Here is a 17,035-nt window from a genome sequence, read left to right on the forward strand (position 1 = left end):
GCGGCCGGGGCGGGGACTATCCTGCTCCTCCCGGTCCGGGCGTCAGTGTTCGATGTGGCGGCGGAGGAACTCGCCGGTGTGGCTTCCGGGGCAGTGGATCAGCTCGCGGGGCGTCCCCTCGAAGACGACGCGCCCGCCCGCCTCGCCGGCCTCGGGCCCCAGGTCGACGACCCAGTCGGCACACTTGATGATGTCCATGTTGTGTTCGACGATGACGATCGTGTGTCCGCGTTCGATCAGGGCGTTGAACGCCGCCAGCAGCTTCGAGATGTCGTGGAAGTGCAGGCCGGTGGTGGGTTCGTCGAAGATGAACATTACGCCGCCCTGCGCGGCATCCTTCGTCAGGAACGAAGCCAGCTTGACGCGCTGGCTCTCGCCGCCCGAGAGGGTCGACGACGACTGCCCGAGCTTGATGTAGCCCAGCCCGACATCCTGCAGCGGCTGCAGCCGCTCGACGATCCGCCGGCAGGTGGCGTTGCGCAGATCCTCGCCGAAGAAGGCGATGGCTTCGTCGACGGTCATTTCGAGCACGTCATAGATCGACTTGTCGCGGTACTTGACCTCGAGGATTTCGTCGCGGAAACGCTTTCCGCCGCAGGCCTCGCAGACCAGCTCGACGTCGGCCATGAACTGCATCGAGACCTTGATGACCCCTTCGCCCTGACACTCCTCGCAGCGGCCTCCGGCGACGTTGAACGAGAATGCCGCCGGTCCGAGGCCGTTGTGTTGGGCATAGGGCTGGTCGGCGAACAGCTTGCGGATCTCGTCGTAGGCCTTGATGTAGGTGACGGGATTCGAGCGCGAGGATTTGCCGATGGGGTTCTGGTCGACCATCTCAATCGACTTGAGGAGCCGCACGTCGCCCTCCAGCCCGTCGAAGTCGCCGGGTTTCAGCCCCGTGTCGTAGAGCATGCGCCGCAGCGCCGGGTAGAGAATCCCCTTGGCCAGCGACGACTTGCCCGAGCCGCTGACTCCGGTGATGCAGGTCATCACGCCGAGCGGGATGCGCACGTCGATGTTTTTGAGGTTGTTTTCGCGGGCGCCGCGGATGGTGATCCACTGGCTCCAGCCGCGGACGCTCTCCGGGACGGGGATCTGACGGCGTCCCGTGAGGTAGTCGGCCGTCAGGCTGCGGTCGCACTTCAGCAGGTCGGGCAGCGTGCCGTTGAAGACCACCTGCCCGCCGTTGTAACCGGCCCCGGGGCCGATGTCGACGATCCAGTCGGCGGCGCGGATCACCTCCTCCTCGTGTTCGACGACGATCACCGTGTTGCCCAGATCGCGCAGCTGCTTCAGCACGCCGATCAGGCGGTTCGTGTCGCGGGGGTGCAGACCGATCGAGGGTTCGTCGAGGATGTACATCGAGCCGGTGAGGTTGCTGCCGAGCGACGTGGAGAGGTTGATGCGCTGGCTCTCGCCGCCCGAGAGGGTCGACGACAGCCGGTCGAGGGTCAGATAGCCGAGTCCCACGTCCGAGAGGTACTGCAGGCGGTTGCGGAGCTCGACCAGAATGCGCGAGGCGGTCTTCGTGTCGTGTTCGTCGAGCTGCAGCGCGGCGAAGAAGCCGATCAGTTCGTCGACGGGCATGCGCACCAGATCGGCGATCGTTCGGCCGCCGACCTTGACGTAGAGGGCCTCCTTGCGCAGGCGCGAACCGCCGCACTCGGGACAGACGGTCTTGCCCGTGTAGCGGGCCTTCATCACGCGGAACTGAATCTTCCTCCGCTCGGAGTCAATGTACTGGAAGAATTCGTCCAGACCGTGGAAATACTGGTTTCCGCGCCACAGCAGCCGCTTTTGGGCGGGGGTCAGCTCGTGGAACGGCGTATGGATCGGGAAGTTGAATTTCGAAGCGTTGTCGATGAGCTGCTGTTTCCAGCGGCGCATCGTCTCGCCGCGCCAGCAGGCGATGGCATCCTCGTAGATGGTCTTGCTCTTGTCGGGGATGACCAGATCCTCGTCGATGCCGATCACCTTGCCGTAACCCTCGCAGCGGGGGCAGGCCCCCAGCGGGTTGTTGAAGCTGAAGAGGTGCTCGGTCGGGGGTTCGAACTCGATGCCGTCAGCTTCGAATCGCGACGAAAAGCTCTTCAGTCCCTCGTCGGTGATCGTCTCGCAGACTCCGTCGCCGTAGGAGAAGGCCCTTGCCACGGAGTCGCGCACACGGGTCGGGGTCTCCTCGTCGTTGTGCACACGCAGCCGGTCGACGATCAGATGGATTGACTCGGGCTTCGTGTCGGGGCCGATTTCGGGCAGCAGCTCCTCGATGAGTTTCGTTTCGCCCTCCACGTAGACGCGCATGAAGCCGTCCGAAAGCAGCAGCGTGAGCTTCTCGATGATCCCCTGCCCCTTCGTCAGCACCAGCGGAGCGGCGATGATGACCCGCTCTCCGTCGTGGGCCAGAAGGTATTCGGCCACGTCGTCCGTCGAGTAGCAGCGCACCTCCTGTCCCGAGACGGGCGAGAAGGTGTGGCCCGCGCGGGCGAACAACAGTTTCAGATAGTCGTAGATCTCGGTCGTCGTGCCGACGGTCGAGCGGGGGTTGCGCGTATTGACCTTCTGCTCGATGGCGATGGCCGGGGCAATCCCCTCGATGATGTCGACATCCGGCTTGTTGATCTTTCCGAGGAACTGCCGGGCATAGGCCGAGAGGCTCTCCACGTAGCGGCGCTGCCCTTCGGCAAAGATCGTGTCGAAGGCCAGGGTCGATTTTCCGGATCCCGACAGACCGGTGATGACGACCAGTTTTTCGTGCGGGATCTCGAGCGAGATGTTGCGCAGGTTGTGGACCCGAGCCCCCTTGATATATATGCAGTTTTCGTGTTTTTCCATATCGGTTCGGCCCAATGCAGCGGCCGTTTCAGCAATCTGTTTTCTGTGTGTTGTTTCATCCGGCGATGCTCCGGCCTCTGTCGTTTCCTCGCCCGGGCCCCGTCTTTCACGTTCATCCTCCGTCTTTCTCACGCCCGACCTCTGCTGTATCCATGCCCGGCCCGTCGTTTCTGCCTCCTCTATTCCCCTCCGCCGTTTTCACGCCCGGTCGCGGAGTGATCCGCCGGCCTTGCGGAGCCGCTCTTCGAGACGGTCGGCCAGAGTTTCGCGGATCGTGAGCCGCATGGTACAGAGGTTGTCGAATTCCTGTGCTTCGATGCGGGGCTGCAGCTCCTTGACCACGCGCATGATGTCGTTCATCGCCACATAGGGAAAATCGACCGTCACCGTGCGGTCCACCGTCCGTTCGACGATCCGGGCGGCCTCGATGGCTGCGGCGGCCGACTCTCGGTAGGCGGCAATCAACCCCGGTACGCCGAGTTTCGTGCCGCCGAAGTAGCGAACCACAACGATCAGACAGTCCGTCAGGTCGTTCGACAGCAGCTGCCCGAGGATCGGTTTCCCGGCCGTACCCGAGGGTTCGCCGTCGTCGTTGGCGCGGAACGCCTCGCCCCGGGGACCCAGACGCCAGGCGTAACAGTGGTGCGTGGCGTCGAAGAAGCGTTTGCGCAACGCGTCGAGGTGGTGTCGGATCTCCTCCTCCGAGCGGACGGGGAAGATCCACGACAGGAACTTGCTGCTCCGTTCGCGGCAGGCGGCCTCGGCCTCCCGGGCCACGGTGCGGTAGAGATCGTCGGCCTCCATTGCCTATCGCACTTTCCGGAAGAGGCGCTCCCAGCGGATGTTCGACGGGAACTTTCGGTTGGCGTCGAGCGACAGCCAGACGAACGAGGCCTTGCCGACGATGTGGTCCTCGGGGACGAATCCCCAGAAGCGCGAGTCGGCCGAATTGTGGCGGTTGTCGCCCATCATCCAGTAGTAATCCATGGCGAAGGTGTACTGCGAGGCGGGGGCTCCGTCGATGCGGATCACGCTGTCGCGCACTTCGAGCTCATGCCCTTCGTAGGCCTCGATGATGCGGCGGTACAAGGGCAGGTTTTCGGTCGTAAGCTCGACCGTGGCGCCCTTCTTCGGGATCCAGATCGGACCGTAGTTGTCCTGGCTCCAGCGGGCGTCGTCCCACTGCGGGAAGACGTCGGTCGAGGGCGAGTAGATGTATTTGCGTATGGAGATGACGTTGCTCGAGGCCTCGATCTTGCGGGCGGCCTCGTCGGTCAGCGACATGTAGTAGGCCGCACCGTTTCCGCTGTACTCCGTGATGCCGAGGTTGTCCAGTGCATACTGCGTGAAGGGGGCGTTGGTCTGTACGATGTAGGAGCTTTGCAGTCCGGGTATGGGCTCCTGGGCCGTGCCGTTGACATAGACCTGTCCGTCGCGGATCACGAGCGAATCGCCGGGCAGCGCCACGCAGCGCTTGATGTAGTTTTCGCGCTTGTCCACCGGGCGGCTGATGACCGTGTACTTTTCGTTGAGGCGTTTGCGTCCCTCCTCCTTGCCGAACGACTCCTCGAATCCGCGCAGCACGTCGTAGTAGGTCACCGACTGGTTTTCGAGCAGCACGGTGTCGCCGGCCGGGAAGTTGAAGACCACCACGTCGTTGCGGCGGATGGGCTTGAGACCCTTCAGGCGGTGATAGGGCCACTTGATGGCCTCGGAAAAGGACTTTTTGGTCTGCGAGAAGGGCATCGTATGGTGGACGAACGGGAACGACAGCGGCGTGTTGGGCATTTGGGGTCCGTAGGAGACCTTGCTCACGTAGAGGTAGTCGCCCACCAGGAGTGACTTCTCCATCGACGAGGTGGGGATCACATACATCTGGAAGATGAAGATGTGCACGAGCGAAGCGACGACCGTGGCGAAGATGATGGCGTTGACCCACTCGTAGACAGTCTTGTACACCTTGTTTTTCTGACACAACTCCGCATTGCGGTGCCAGACGTAGCGGTAGAAGAGCTTCGAGATGTAGAGGTCGTAGATGATCGGCAGTCCGAGGAGCAGCCAGAGATTTCCGGTCCAGACGACGAACCAGAGGGTATAAAGCAGGGCCGAAAAGGTGAATCCGACCCACTTGTTACCGAAAAAAGCCTTGATTTTTTGCATCTTGTAGCGATTGTTTCAACTATTTCAACAGGTCGTCCATGCCGTAGACGCCCCGCTTTCCGCAGAGGAATTCGGCGGCGACGACCGCACCCTGGGCCAGCGTGCGGCGGTTCTTGATTTCGTGGCGCAGTTCGAGACGATCGTCCTCCGACTCGTAGGTCACGGTGTGGATGCCCGGGACCATACCCTCGCGTACCGAACGGATTTCGATGCAGTCGGCCGGCGTATCTTTGCTGTGCTCGACGCGGTTCGTTGCGTGTTCGATGCCGGGGGCGTAGTTCACCCAGCCGGATTTGCCCGGGAGGTTCTCGATGATCCCCTCGGCCAGCGTGATGGCCGTACCGCTCGGGGCATCCTTCTTCTGGGTGTGGTGCACCTCCTCGATGCGGACGCTGTACCCGCCTCCGACACGCCCCACAAGAGCGGCCAGCTGGCGGTTGAGGCGGAACATCAGATTCACGCCCAGGCAGTAGTTCGAGGCGTAGAACATCGCTCCGCCGCGTTCGCGGCAGAGATCCTGCAGTTCGGCCAGACGGTCGGTCCAGCCCGTGGTGCCGCTCACGACGGCCACACCGCACTCCAGACAGGTGCGGATATTGTCGTAGGCCGTGGCCGGGGTGGTGAACTCCAGCGCCACGTCGACCCCTGCGAGGTGTGCGGCATCCAGTTCACCGACGTTCGCCTGATCGACGATCAGCCGGACCTCGTGTCCCCGTTCGCGGAGGATTCGTTCGATTTCGCGGCCCATCTTGCCGTATCCGATGATTGCAGCCTTCATAGTGTCTCGTTCGAAAAATTCGGTTCCGACAAAGATACGAATAAATTTGCAAACTGAACGTCGCGGGCGGTGTTTATCGTATGCCGCGGGGCGGGATCTTTTTCCGGCAGGGCGCTTTGCGTCAAAAACGCCGCCGGAGGTTTGTCGTGGTCCGCGACTTTCGCTATCTTTGTCGGAAAAATACCTCCCATGCGTTATTTCATCGAACTCCGCTATCTGGGGGCCGCCTACTGCGGGTGGCAGCGGCAACCCGACCAGCCGTCGGTGCAGCAGACCCTCGAACGGGCCCTGACAACGTTGCTGCGCGAACCGGTTGAGGTGACCGGGGCGGGCCGCACCGATACGGGGGTCAATGCCTCTTATTATGTGGCGCATTTCGACTTCGGCCGGCCGATCGACCATCCCGAACAGGTGGTCTACAAGGCGAATTTCCTGCTTCCGGGCGACATTTCGGTCTGGAGCCTTACGCCCGTGGCCGACGATGCCCACGCCCGCTTCCACGCCCGCGAGCGCGAGTACCGCTACTATATCGAACCGCACAAAAACCCCTTCACGCGTCATCTGACGTGGCAGTACTACGTGCCGCTGGACCTCGAGCGGATGAACCGTGCGGCGGCCCTGCTGCTCGAGTTCGAGGATTTCACCTCGTTTGCCAAGCTCAATTCGAACAACAAGACCAATATCTGCCACGTGCGACAGGCCCGCTGGACGGTCGACGAACGGGGTGTGCTGTGCTTCACGATCCGCGCGGACCGCTTCCTGCGCAACATGGTACGGTCGATCGTCGGGACGCTGGTCGACGTGGGCCGGGGGCGTTATACGCCGGAGGATTTTCGTGCGATTGTTGCCAGCCGCGACCTTTCGCGGTCGAGTGCCGGGGCTCCGGCGCAGGGGCTCTTCCTGAGCGACGTGCGCTACCCTGCCGAGATCTTCACCGGCTTAAGAAGCCGGTTCTAGGGGCGCCGGTCCAAGAGACCGGTTTTAAGGGCGGCCGGGCCTTACCGGGTTTCAGAAGCAAATAACCGCTCCCGCCCCTCCGGATTTCAGCACCAAACGGCTGTTCCCGAACCTCCGAATACCAATAGCCCCCCCACAAATGCACAAGAGCCACCCCGACAAAGGGTGGCTCCTGTATTTATATAGGGATAGGGACAAGCGGTTTCCCGCCGGCCTTCGTCAGAGATGAATGGCAGCTCCGAGGGCCGCTTCGGCTGCCTCCATCACCCCTTCGTTCATCGTCGGATGGGCGTGGATCGTACGGGCGATCTGGTGGGCCGTGGCGCCCAGACGGCGGGCCAGGGTCGGTTCGGCCAGCATCTCCGTTACGGAGGCGCCGACCAGATGGGCTCCCAGCAGGTGATCCTCCTCGTCGAAGATCAGCTTCACGAATCCGTCGCGATCCCCCGCGGCCGTAGCCTTGCCCGAGGCCGTGAAGGGGAAGCGGCCGATCTTGACTGCCAGACCGCGTTCGACGGCCTGCTGCTCGGTCATGCCCACCGACGCCACCTCGGGTTGCGTGAAGACGCACGACGGGATGGTCGAGTAGTCGACCGGTTCGGGTGCAAGGCCGCAGATGGCCTCCACGCAGCAGATGCCCTCGGCCGAGGCCACATGGGCCAGCGCCGGTCCCGGCACAATGTCGCCGATGGCGTAGATGCCCGGGACGTTGGTCCGGTAGAAGGGATCAACCTTGATTTTGCCGCGCTCGACCTCGACACCCAGCTCCTCGAGGCCGATCCCCTCGATGTTCGGCTGAATGCCCACGGCCGACAGCACGACATCGGCCGAGAGGGTCTCGGCACCCTTCCTGCCCTCGATCTCCACGTCGCAACGCCCCTCGGCGTTGACGCTCACCCGCTTGACGGTCGTTCCGACGAGCACTGCGGCGCGCATCTTGCGGAAGGCGCGCTCCATGGCCTTCGAAACCTCCTCGTCCTCGAGGGGCATCATCCGCGGAAGATACTCGATGACCGTTACCTTGACGCCCAGCGCGGCGTAGAACCAGGCCAGCTCGCTGCCGATGGCTCCCGAACCGACGACGATCATCGTCTCGGGCAGCCGGGTCATGGCCAGCGCCTGCCGCGAGGTGATCACCCGCTCGCCGTCGACGGGCATGAAGGGCATCTCGCGCGGACGGGCTCCGGTGGCCAGGATGATGTGGTCGGCCTCATACTCCGTGCCGTCGACGTCGACCCGGCCCGGTGCCGTGAGGCGGCCGAAGCCCGCAATCAGGTCGATGCCGTTCTTCTTGAGCAGGAACTGTACGCCGCGCGACATGGTTTCGGCCACGGTGCGCGAGCGGGCGACGATCTTTTCGAGGTTCGGGCGGACCGTGCCGTCGACCTCGAGTCCGTACTGTTCGGCGTGGCTGCAGTAGCCGAAAACCTGGGCGCTTTTCAGCAGCGCCTTGGTAGGGATGCAGCCCCAGTTGAGGCAGACGCCGCCCACATCGGCCCGCTCCACGAGGGCCACCTTGCGGCCCAGTTGCGCGGCCCGGATGGCGGCCACATATCCGCCGGGGCCGCTGCCGACGATCAGAATGTCGTATTTCATCTTTGTTCGTTTAAGGTTCAAGGTCGATTTCGGAGGCTATTTGCGGACGCGCAGCACCTCGCCGTTATCGGCGGCCACGGCCCGTTTCCACTTTTCGTTGTAGCCCGGGAACTGGATCCGGTCGGGAATCTGACGGCCGTTTCCGTTGTCGACGAAGTGGGCCGCCGAGCCGTCGCCGTCGAGGAACGACAGCACGTCGCCGTGTTCGCTCTTGACGTTGCCGTCCATGTACTTGACCAGCAGATAGCCGTTCAGCCGCTGCCAGCGGTCGAACAATTCCTGGGCCGTTACGACGCTCACCTCGGTGAGGTAGTTGCGGCGGGCCTCCGCCGACATCTTGCCGATGCGGGCCGGCAGGGTCTCCATCTCCTCGAGGCGGGTATTTTCCCACTGGTCGGTGACCTTGCGGATATCGGCCGAGATCATGTCGTAGCGCATGTAGGCAAAGTTCGTGGTGCGGTTGAAGAGCCAGAAGGCCGACGTGGGCGAATATTCGAGCATCGAGCCGTTGCCCTCGCGGAAGCACTCGGGCACCTCCTGCGCCGAGCAGAAGATCGGCGTCAGACACGACGTGGCGGCATCGTCGACCCCGAACCACAGAATGCCCGTATCGGCCGGACGGTCCGCACGGGCCTGGCCGACGAACCAGAAACCGGTCTGCTGCGTGGCCGTGGCGCGCTCGTTGAGATACTCCACGCCGTCGACTTCGAACGTCATCGGACGCCAGCGGTAGGGACAGTTGTGGCCACCGGCACCGAGATCCTTCGTCATGTCCATCGGGGTTCCTTCGTAGTGGTCGCGCATGCAGTCGAAGAGCTGTTTGGGCGAGACCTTGTGTGCGGGTTTCACCCACAGCGGCAGCCGCTTCTGGAGGTTGTAGCCCATGGCGTAGTCCTCGTATTCGTCCATGCCGTCGGCCACCGTGCGGAAGAAGGCCCACACGCGGGCGTCACAGCTGCGTACGGTGCTGAAATCGGCCGGGCAGTAGGCGTCGGCGAAGCTGAACTCCTCGTCCGTGCCGTCGAAGTAGCCCATTTCGCGGGCGAACTCCACCACGTCGGGGGCATAGAGACAGTTTTCGGGGTCATCCTTCGGGAAGGTGGTGATGCGGGCCTGGTTGGCGTGTCCCGAGACGTAGCCGTCGGGGATGCGGCGGGCCACCCAGACGATGCCGCGGCGGGCGTTGCCCCCCTTGCCGTCGTCCTTGTAGCCCTTGCCGATGAACTCCATGATCCAGGCTTCGTTCGGATCGGCGATCGAGAACGACTCGCCGCTCGAGGCGTAGCCCCAGGTATTGGCCAGTTCGGCAATCACGCCGATGGCTTCGCGGGCCGTGCGGGCGCGCTGCAGGGCGATGTAGATCAGCGAACCGTAGTCGATGCGGCCCGTGGTGTCGACGAGCTCTTCGCGGCCGCCGTAGGTCGTTTCGCCGATGATGAGCGAGTGTTCGTTCATGTTGCCCACGGTGGACCACGTCTGGCGGATCTGCGGGATGTCGCACAGATAGCGGCCCGTATCCCATTCATAGACGGGCAGCATGGCGCCTTTTGCGTGTTTGCCGCCGGGGGTGTGGTAGAGGGCACCGTAGAGGGCGTGCGAATCGGCCGCATAGGTCACCATGACCGAACCGTCGGTCGAGGCGCCCCGCGTGACGATGAAGTTGGTGCAGGCCGACACCGCGCCGTAGGTGGCCACGGCGGCGAAGGCTGCAAGCATCAATCGGAATTTTTTCATGTTTTTTCGGGTTTAGCTCGGTAAAGATAGTGAAAGTCGGGCGCCGGGGCAAATCAAAACACACTTTTCGATGTGTCGGTGTTCGCGCGGTGCCGGGCGGTCAAAGATAGAAAAAAGCGGCGAAAACCTTGCACAACCCGGCTCAAAATCCGATCTTTGTGATCGAGCCCCGCCGTCCGGCAAGGCGACGGAGTCCTGTCCGGCGTGTGTAAATCCCTGAAAATCCCTGAAAACGAACATGTGGAAAATTACGATAGGTGTGCTGTTGTGCGCTCTGCTTGCAGGGTGCGGCCTGAAGGTGGAGCATCCGGCCGAAGAGCTGGTGACGGAGGTCGAGATGCCCGCGGGCGAACGCTTCACCCCGGGCGACGAGGTGACGGTCCGTGCCGTCGGTTTCGCGGCGGGCGACGAGATCTGGTTCGAGGTCTTCTGGAGCGAGGGTTCGGAGGAGTTCGCTCCGAACGGCTCGGCCAAGGGGATTCGGGGAACGGTGACCGGCCGCACCGATACGTCGATCAGCTTCCTCGTGCCGGGGCACTACCCTCCCGCAACGGTCAACGTGCTGCTCTTCCGCAGCGGCCTCTTCCAGCGGCTGGGAACGATCCGCACCGGCGACGGCGTCCGTCACGAAATCTCGCTCCATACGCTGTCGGCGATCCCCGGCGGCGGAACCATCGTGGCCGCCTGTCCGATGTACGGGTCGGCCGACCTGCGCGAAGAGGTTCTCACGACCGATCTGACGCTGGAGTGCGTCGTCGGCCGCTTCGGCCCGGGCACGGCCTGCGGTATAGCCGACGGACAACTCGTCGAATTGGATCTGGTGACCCGTCAGACGGAGATTCAGGGCGAAGGGTGTCTGCTTGTGGGGGCGGTTTCCGAATCGACCGTAGCCGGGCTCTTCGTCCGCGACGACAGGCTCTGCTTCTCCGGCGGTTCCCTCCCCCGCGCATGGCAGCTGCCCGAAGGGGTCACCGCCGACCGCATCGTCCGCCAGCCCTTTGTCTTTGCATTCAACGCCCTGCTGCTTGCCGTGCGCAACGACGACGGTACGCTCTCGCCGCTCGTCCTGCCGATGTCGGGCTCCCGGGCATTGCTCGGTCCGGCCGTCGAGTCGCGGACGCTGCTCCCCTACTGGACGCTGCGGCCCGCCGCCGACAACCCCTCGCAATGGGAGCGCGTGGGCGGCTATGCCGTGCTGCATGACGATCTCACCTGGTTTCAGCCGCTCGATCCGACGACCCTCGAATTGGCGCCGACCCTCGGGGAGGCCGACCTTCTGGTCGAGGGACGGGTGCTGTCGATGACCCAGTGCATGCTTCCGGCCGAAGCGGGCGATGCCGATCCGCAACCTGCGGTCCGAATCGGCGTGCTGACCGACACCGACGGTCGGCACGAGGTCTGGGTCTACGATCCGCAACGGGCCTCGGGATCGCTCGTGCTGGGGGATGTCGACCTCTTTGCCGTCCGCGGGATCTTTTTTGCGCGTTAACGCCGGTCCGAACTCCCTTGCTGATGCGGCAGGAACGTGCCCTCCGATGCTTTCGATGCTGTCGTACGGAGATCTTGCCGCTGTCGGACGGTGTCTTCCGACTCTTTGCGGCAAAGCAGCCCTCGCACCCCAAAGTGGCGGGAGGTTGGACGGTGACTGAAAGTCCGAGGCGCGCTTTTTTTCGGCCGAGGCGATCCGTCCTGCCGGATTTTTGCCTAATTTTACGTCGGAAAGTAACGGACGGAAAGCGAAATGTATTTCGCATACAAGTCAAATATAAATCAAGCGAAACAACGTGCACAGACACAGCGTTTTCGCTTGATTTTATTTTGTGCTGATATTTATCTTGGTTTATACCCGAATTGTTGTTTATTTGTTGTAGTTTTGTTGCTCGTAATGTAGTAAGCAACAAATTAGCAACAAGATGAACGACTCTAAAGAACCTATCAAACTACGGCAGCGTAAAATGCCGTCGGGGAACACGACGCTGTACCTCGACATCTACATCAACGGTGTGCGCTCGTATGAGTACCTGAAACTGTACCTCGTCCCTGAGCGGACACGGGCGGACAAGGAGAAGAACAAGGAGACCCTGCGCCTCGCGGACGCTATCCGCGCCAAGCGTGTAGTGGAACTCCGCAACGGCGTGTACGGCTTCAAGAGCGCATACGCGACTGAGACCAACTTCTACGACTACTACCGCGCTATGGTGGAGCGGCGTCGGGGTGAGGAAAAGGGCGGTAACTGGGGCAACTGGCGGAGCTGCTACCACCACCTTAAAATCTACGACGGGAGGGAGTCGCTGACCTTTGCCGACATCACGCCCGAATGGGTGCAGGGCTTCAAGGACTACCTCGAACACGACGCGGTCGCTTGGCACCACGACATACGCAAGAGGCTCAAGGACAAGCCCCTCGCCCGTAACAGCAAGGTGAGCTACTTCAACAAGCTACGAGCCTGCATCAATCAGGCGTTCGAGGAGCGCATCATACCATACAACCCCCTGCGCGGCATTGAGGGCTTCAAGGCTGAGGAGGGAACGCGAATGTACCTGACTATCGACGAGGTGAAACGGCTCGCGCAGGTGGACTGCGAGTACCCACAAATAAAGGCGGCTTTCCTATTCAGCTGCCTCACGGGGCTGCGCCGTTCTGACGTTCTGCGCATCACCTGGGGCGACGTGTACGAACAGGGCGAGTTCACGCGGCTCATATTCAAGCAGAAGAAAACCAAGGGGCAGGAGTACCTCGACATCACGCAGGAGGCTCGCGTCCTTATGGGGGAACGCGGCAACCCTACCGACCACCCGTTCTCGAACATACATTCCCCGACCTGCACGAACAAGGCTATTCAGGAGTGGGTGCTACGGGCTGGCATAGACAAGAAAATCACGTTCCACTGCGCCCGTCATACGTTCGCCACTATGATGCTCGACATCGGCACAGACCTCTACGTGGTGAGCAAGCTGCTCGGACACCGCGAGATAGGCACGACACAGATTTACGCCCGTGTAATGGATAAGAACAAGCAGGCGGCGGTCGCTGCCATACCAAGCATTCTTCCCACGACGGTCGGCGGCGGCGAGGACAAGGATAAGGATAAGGGATAAGGAACAGCGGAGTGCGTTATTTGCTCTCCGCTTTCTTTTTGCGGTAGAACTCCCCCTTGCCAGTGAGAAGCCACTGCGCCGATACGTCGTAGTCCTCGACGAGGTAGGTCAGCCAAGCTGGCTGGAATATGTCGCGTGAGTGGTCTTTCTCCAGCGTGTTCATGTTCCACCTGTTGATTTCGTGCTCACGGGTGAATGTCTGCTTCCCCCGTATCTTGCGGTCTGTTTTGAGCCTCTGCAGGGCTTCGAAGAACCGTCCTATTATTCGTTGGCTATCGGCTGTCTGCATGATTTACCCTCCTGTTTTTGTTGTGCCTGCTCGAATTTCTCACGTATCAGCCCCTCGCGCTCAGCTATGCGTCTTTCCCATTCGTCAATGCGCTCCTGACCGAACACGGGCGCAGTCCCTTTCAGCAGGGCGGCTTCCGTGACGCTCAGTTCCTTTGGGGTCATATACGGCAGGTAGCGTTCTATGTTCAGCACCTGCTCAATGTGGGCGAATACGCCCTGACGAATGGTAGCCGTTCCGCTCGGGGTGAGCATTTCGCCCTCTCCCAGCAGCAGCCAACGGGCGTTGATTTCGGGTAGTGCCGTAAGCAGCGCAATAACGGGCTTCAGCCCGAAGTCGTCGCCGTGCAGCAGCTTGCCAAGGTACTGCGGCTTCCAGCCTATCAGTTCGGCGAACGCTTTCTTCTTGCCGTTCGTCTTGTAGTCTATTATCTGTCTCAGTCGTGTATTCATAAACGCAATTTTTAGCCCCTCTCGCACAATTATAGACTTCGGACAGTAAATTACACAACGCAAGGTCTATAATTGCGCTCTCGTTGAAATTCGGGAAAAATAACTCAATTTTGACGGGTGTAGTGCAGACTGGTAGACTCTCCCGTCCCGTAGGAGCGCATATTGAAGCTATTGCCGTCCAGCAGCTCAATGTTCCGCTTGTCCTCGCGGCTCACCACCTCCAGCTCGTCGTTACAAGGGTAGAAAATCACCAACGGGTCGTTCCCCCACGTATCAAGGGCGAATATGCAGTAGTCCTCGGTGAGCAGCAGACCGTCGTCGTAGTAGTGGCGCAGTTCGGCTACGCCGTACCCAGTGAACGTCCCGAAGAGGCTCACTACCTCCTGCGGCTCGTTCCACTTCCTGAACACAATATCCTCGTGCTCCGTGGTGTTCGTCACCGAACTGTACAGCTCACCTTTCCAGCTTCCGTGCAGCGTGGTTGCGAGTTCCCTGAGATACGCTTCCTGCCCCGACTCTATCACCGTTTCCTCCCCGTCCTTGGAGCATCCGAACAGGGCTACCGCAGTCAGGGCTAATGCCAAGAATAAACTCCTTTTCTTCATACCTCCTCCTTTCATTATTTGTTGTTCTCTAATAAGGACAGCAGGCGGTCTATCTGCTCGTCACGCTTGTTGTTCGCTTTCATCTGCTCGAGCAGGAGAGCCTGCTGGCGTTCAAGCGCGGCGAGAAATTTATCCGATTCAGTGTCCTCCTTCGATTTTGCCACATTCACCCGACTGCCCTGCGCAGCCGAAACGCTAACACCGTTGCCCGAAGCGAAAGACGAAATGATTTCGCCCTCCTTTACAGGGTATCCGAGCAACTCGAGTAGTATCAAGGTGCTTTCGGGAATATGCTTCCCCTGCTCCCAGTTCTGTACTGTACGCAACGTAACATTGCATCTTTCAGCAAGTTCCTTTTGCGTCAACCCTTTCAATTCTCGCAATTTTTTGATGTCTATCATAATCTGTTGTTCTATTGTGAGTTATACATAGGGTGAAAAATTTTTCGCATCTTTTTTACGAAATTTATTTCGTGAATGAAATTTATTTCGTAATTTTGTCGCAAACAATTTCGTAAATGTTATTTATAACGGACAAATTTACGCAAAAAGAATAAATATCGGAAATAAACCGATGAGGAATTTAATGTTGAACCAAAAATAATTGAGTATGCAGCAGACATTCAAGACAGAGTTGCAGAAGCAACGAGAGGAGCGTGACATGAAAATCTACCTCGAATTCGAGGAGATGCGCAGCGTGGAAAAGCCACGCGACTTTGACCCCTTTGGCCAAACAGGATGGTCCCCTTTGGCTACAATATGATTGACCCTTTTGGCCAAAATAGTATTGAGCACTTAGTTCACCTATTGTTATAGATTTTTTTTGTGTAGATTTTAGTACCCGAGTCCTGGTGTAACGGGGGTGATAATAAAATCTATACAAATGGATAAACGAATCAAAAACATTTTAAGATGTTATGCGGCCGGCATGGGAATCAAGGAAACGGCGTCCACGTTTCATACTTCCCGTAATACTGTCCGCAAGTATGTCCGCCTGTTCCTTTCAAGCGGCAAGAGTATTGAACAGCTTCTTTCCCTGTCCGACGGGCAATTGGATGAACTGTTCGGCTGTACGGCATCCCGGCATCGGGAGCCTTCTTCCAGGAGGATTGAACTGGAGGCCTTGCTTCCCGGCTATGTATCCCGCCTGTCACGCAAAGGCATGAGTGTCCGAAAACTGTTCAAGGAATACCATGCCGAATATCCTGACGGCTATCAGTTGTCTTCCTTCAAACGGGCTGTCCGTCAGTACAAGTTTCACGTCAAGGTCGTCGGTCATGTCGAGCACTATGCCGCAGACCAGATGTATATTGACTTTGCCGGTGACAGGCTTGAAGTCGTTGATGAAATGACGGGCGAGACGAAGAAAGCCGAGGTGTTTGTCGCCATCCTTCCGTTCAGCCATTATACCTACTGCGAAGCCGTGTGGTCGCAACGCAAGGAAGACTTGATAAAAGCATGCGAGAATGCCATGCAATATTTTGAAGGCGTTCCTGCGGCTATCGTCCCCGACAACCTGAAGGCTGCCGTCACACGAAGCGACCGCAACGAGCCTGTCATCAATGATGATTTCTCCGCTTTTGCCGAATATTACGGTTGTGCGGTCTATCCCGCCCGTGTGCGTCACCCCAAGGACAAGGCTTTGGTAGAAAATGCCGTGAAGCTCCTCTACCGTTCCATTTACCTTGAAATAGAGGGAATGACATTCTCCAGCCTGGAGGAACTTAATACCGCCATCCATGTCTCCCTGCTTGATTTCAATGAAAAGGTGATGGCCGGACGGGAGGTGTCACGCAAGGAAATGTTCCTTCAGGGAGAGAAGGATTATCTTCGGCCGCTTCCCGTGAAACGTTACGTAATGAAAGAGAGGAAGCTGATGACTGTCGGGAAGAACTCTTACGTCTCGTTGTTCAAACACCATTACAGCGTTCCGAAGGAGTATGTAGGCAGGCGCATGACGATTCTCTATGATGCCGGCACGGTGGAAATCTACTGTGGCATGAACCTTGTCGCCACCCATGACCGCTGTGACATTCCCTACGCTTATTCCTGGAAAAAGGAGCACAACCTGCCGGGACACTATGGCCCCTATGACAAGGACTTGGAGGAACTCTTCCGACGTGCCTCGGAAATAGACAATATCGTATTGAACTATCTCCGGGAAGTGGAGCGTGCCATGCAATATCCGCCAAAAGCGTTCAGGTCATGCCGGGGTATCTTGACGTTGGAGAAAAAATACGGTCGCGACCGTCTGGTGGCGGCTTGCGCATGTGCGGACCAGAAGTTGCAATACGGGTATCAGGCCTTGCGCGAGGTGCTTGAACTGGGAGAAGACGCGGATTTCCTTCCCGATGAGGACGGGAAAGTACAGCCCGACATGACTTCCCCGGCTCCATTGACCCACAAAAACATACGTGGACGTGAATATTACAGAAAGGACAAACAATAAAACTCATATGTATCAATAGTTCGTTAAATTTTGGATAATCACGCAGCGTCCGAGACGCCATAATATAAGAGTTCTTTGAAATCGTT

15 protein-coding genes are annotated in these 17,035 nt (G+C 59.6%); 5 read left to right on the forward strand and 10 right to left on the reverse strand.

Features of this window, described 5'->3' with window-relative positions:
• Positions 1-42 precede the first annotated feature (42 nt).
• The 4 genes from uvrA to dapB form a co-directional block, all read right to left on the reverse strand.
• Positions 43-2,832 carry an excinuclease ABC subunit UvrA gene (gene uvrA / locus PUQ42_RS01215; protein WP_273370219.1) on the reverse strand — a complete coding sequence of 930 codons (2,790 nt, stop codon included), beginning with the start codon at positions 2,830-2,832 and terminating at the stop codon, positions 43-45.
• Positions 2,833-3,030: 198 nt separating this feature from the next.
• Positions 3,031-3,636, reverse strand: coding sequence for an IMPACT family protein (locus PUQ42_RS01220; RefSeq protein WP_087309245.1), 606 nt, complete (start codon positions 3,634-3,636; stop codon positions 3,031-3,033).
• A 3-nt stretch (positions 3,637-3,639) separates the two neighbouring features.
• Positions 3,640-4,992, reverse strand: a complete 1,353-nt coding sequence (lepB, locus tag PUQ42_RS01225; protein WP_087309246.1) for a signal peptidase I — start codon at positions 4,990-4,992, stop codon at positions 3,640-3,642.
• Between the two features lie 19 nt (positions 4,993-5,011).
• Positions 5,012-5,770: a 4-hydroxy-tetrahydrodipicolinate reductase gene (gene dapB / locus PUQ42_RS01230; protein WP_087403989.1), complete on the reverse strand. Its 759-nt coding sequence runs from the start codon at positions 5,768-5,770 to the stop codon at positions 5,012-5,014.
• A gap of 189 nt (positions 5,771-5,959) precedes the next feature.
• On the opposite strand from dapB, the gene truA reads away from it, so the two are divergent.
• Positions 5,960-6,727 carry a tRNA pseudouridine(38-40) synthase TruA gene (gene truA / locus PUQ42_RS01235; RefSeq protein WP_273370224.1) on the forward strand — a complete coding sequence of 256 codons (768 nt, stop codon included), beginning with the start codon at positions 5,960-5,962 and terminating at the stop codon, positions 6,725-6,727.
• Between the two features lie 219 nt (positions 6,728-6,946).
• Here the strand turns inward: truA and lpdA are convergent, their stop codons facing one another.
• Entirely contained in the window at positions 6,947-8,323 is a 1,377-nt protein-coding gene (gene lpdA, locus PUQ42_RS01240) for a dihydrolipoyl dehydrogenase (RefSeq protein ID WP_273370226.1), read from the reverse strand.
• Positions 8,324-8,359: 36 nt separating this feature from the next.
• Entirely contained in the window at positions 8,360-10,057 is a 1,698-nt protein-coding gene (locus tag PUQ42_RS01245) for a C69 family dipeptidase (RefSeq protein WP_122120680.1), read from the reverse strand.
• A 238-nt stretch (positions 10,058-10,295) separates the two neighbouring features.
• Here PUQ42_RS01245 and PUQ42_RS01250 point away from each other — a divergent pair, with 238 nt between their 5' ends.
• Together PUQ42_RS01250 and PUQ42_RS01255 are read left to right on the forward strand one after the other, a co-directional pair.
• On the forward strand, positions 10,296-11,546 hold the full coding sequence (locus PUQ42_RS01250) for a WD40-like domain containing protein (RefSeq protein WP_273370230.1): 1,251 nt from the start codon (positions 10,296-10,298) through the stop codon (positions 11,544-11,546).
• A 424-nt stretch (positions 11,547-11,970) separates the two neighbouring features.
• Positions 11,971-13,155, forward strand: coding sequence for a site-specific integrase (locus PUQ42_RS01255; protein WP_273370233.1), 1,185 nt, complete (start codon positions 11,971-11,973; stop codon positions 13,153-13,155).
• Between the two features lie 16 nt (positions 13,156-13,171).
• Here the strand turns inward: PUQ42_RS01255 and PUQ42_RS01260 are convergent, their stop codons facing one another.
• The 4 genes from PUQ42_RS01260 to PUQ42_RS01275 all read right to left on the reverse strand — a co-directional run bounded on the left by PUQ42_RS01260 (position 13,172) and on the right by PUQ42_RS01275 (position 14,902).
• Entirely contained in the window at positions 13,172-13,444 is a 273-nt protein-coding gene (locus PUQ42_RS01260) for a hypothetical protein (RefSeq protein WP_273370235.1), read from the reverse strand.
• Positions 13,417-13,896, reverse strand: a complete 480-nt coding sequence (locus tag PUQ42_RS01265) for a hypothetical protein (protein ID WP_273370237.1) — start codon at positions 13,894-13,896, stop codon at positions 13,417-13,419. The genes PUQ42_RS01260 and PUQ42_RS01265 overlap by 28 nt, the downstream gene beginning before the upstream one ends.
• A 104-nt stretch (positions 13,897-14,000) precedes the next feature.
• Positions 14,001-14,306, reverse strand: coding sequence for a hypothetical protein (locus PUQ42_RS01270; RefSeq protein ID WP_273370238.1), 306 nt, complete (start codon positions 14,304-14,306; stop codon positions 14,001-14,003).
• Positions 14,307-14,515: 209 nt separating this feature from the next.
• Positions 14,516-14,902: a helix-turn-helix domain-containing protein gene (locus PUQ42_RS01275; RefSeq protein WP_273370240.1), complete on the reverse strand. Its 387-nt coding sequence runs from the start codon at positions 14,900-14,902 to the stop codon at positions 14,516-14,518.
• A gap of 208 nt (positions 14,903-15,110) precedes the next feature.
• Between PUQ42_RS01275 and PUQ42_RS01280 the strand changes: the two genes are divergently transcribed.
• Both PUQ42_RS01280 and istA read left to right on the forward strand, forming a co-directional pair.
• Complete coding sequence (locus PUQ42_RS01280; protein ID WP_273370242.1) at positions 15,111-15,263, forward strand: hypothetical protein; 153 nt, start codon at positions 15,111-15,113, stop codon at positions 15,261-15,263.
• 120 nt (positions 15,264-15,383) lie between these two features.
• On the forward strand, positions 15,384-16,949 hold the full coding sequence (istA, locus tag PUQ42_RS01285; protein ID WP_273370245.1) for an IS21 family transposase: 1,566 nt from the start codon (positions 15,384-15,386) through the stop codon (positions 16,947-16,949).
• Positions 16,950-17,035: the final 86 nt, after the last annotated feature.

The sequence above is a fragment of the Alistipes megaguti genome (assembly GCF_944320325.1).
Classification (GTDB): Bacteria; Bacteroidota; Bacteroidia; order Bacteroidales; family Rikenellaceae; genus Alistipes; species Alistipes megaguti.

Excerpts from the sequence above, each read along its gene's own strand:
- lepB (WP_087309246.1), bottom strand. The coding sequence starts at position 4,992 with ATGCAAAAAATCAAGGCTTTTTTCGGTAACAAGTGGGTCGGATTCACC.
- PUQ42_RS01275 (WP_273370240.1), bottom strand. The coding sequence starts at position 14,902 with ATGATAGACATCAAAAAATTGCGAGAATTGAAAGGGTTGACGCAAAAG.
- PUQ42_RS01250 (WP_273370230.1), top strand. The coding sequence starts at position 10,296 with ATGTGGAAAATTACGATAGGTGTGCTGTTGTGCGCTCTGCTTGCAGGG.
- PUQ42_RS01280 (WP_273370242.1), top strand. The coding sequence starts at position 15,111 with ATGCAGCAGACATTCAAGACAGAGTTGCAGAAGCAACGAGAGGAGCGT.
- truA (WP_273370224.1), top strand. The coding sequence starts at position 5,960 with ATGCGTTATTTCATCGAACTCCGCTATCTGGGGGCCGCCTACTGCGGG.
- PUQ42_RS01255 (WP_273370233.1), top strand. The coding sequence starts at position 11,971 with ATGAACGACTCTAAAGAACCTATCAAACTACGGCAGCGTAAAATGCCG.
- dapB (WP_087403989.1), bottom strand. The coding sequence starts at position 5,770 with ATGAAGGCTGCAATCATCGGATACGGCAAGATGGGCCGCGAAATCGAA.
- lpdA (WP_273370226.1), bottom strand. The coding sequence starts at position 8,323 with ATGAAATACGACATTCTGATCGTCGGCAGCGGCCCCGGCGGATATGTG.
- PUQ42_RS01265 (WP_273370237.1), bottom strand. The coding sequence starts at position 13,896 with ATGAATACACGACTGAGACAGATAATAGACTACAAGACGAACGGCAAG.
- PUQ42_RS01260 (WP_273370235.1), bottom strand. The coding sequence starts at position 13,444 with ATGCAGACAGCCGATAGCCAACGAATAATAGGACGGTTCTTCGAAGCC.
- PUQ42_RS01245 (WP_122120680.1), bottom strand. The coding sequence starts at position 10,057 with ATGAAAAAATTCCGATTGATGCTTGCAGCCTTCGCCGCCGTGGCCACC.
- PUQ42_RS01220 (WP_087309245.1), bottom strand. The coding sequence starts at position 3,636 with ATGGAGGCCGACGATCTCTACCGCACCGTGGCCCGGGAGGCCGAGGCC.
- istA (WP_273370245.1), top strand. The coding sequence starts at position 15,384 with ATGGATAAACGAATCAAAAACATTTTAAGATGTTATGCGGCCGGCATG.
- uvrA (WP_273370219.1), bottom strand. The coding sequence starts at position 2,832 with ATGGAAAAACACGAAAACTGCATATATATCAAGGGGGCTCGGGTCCAC.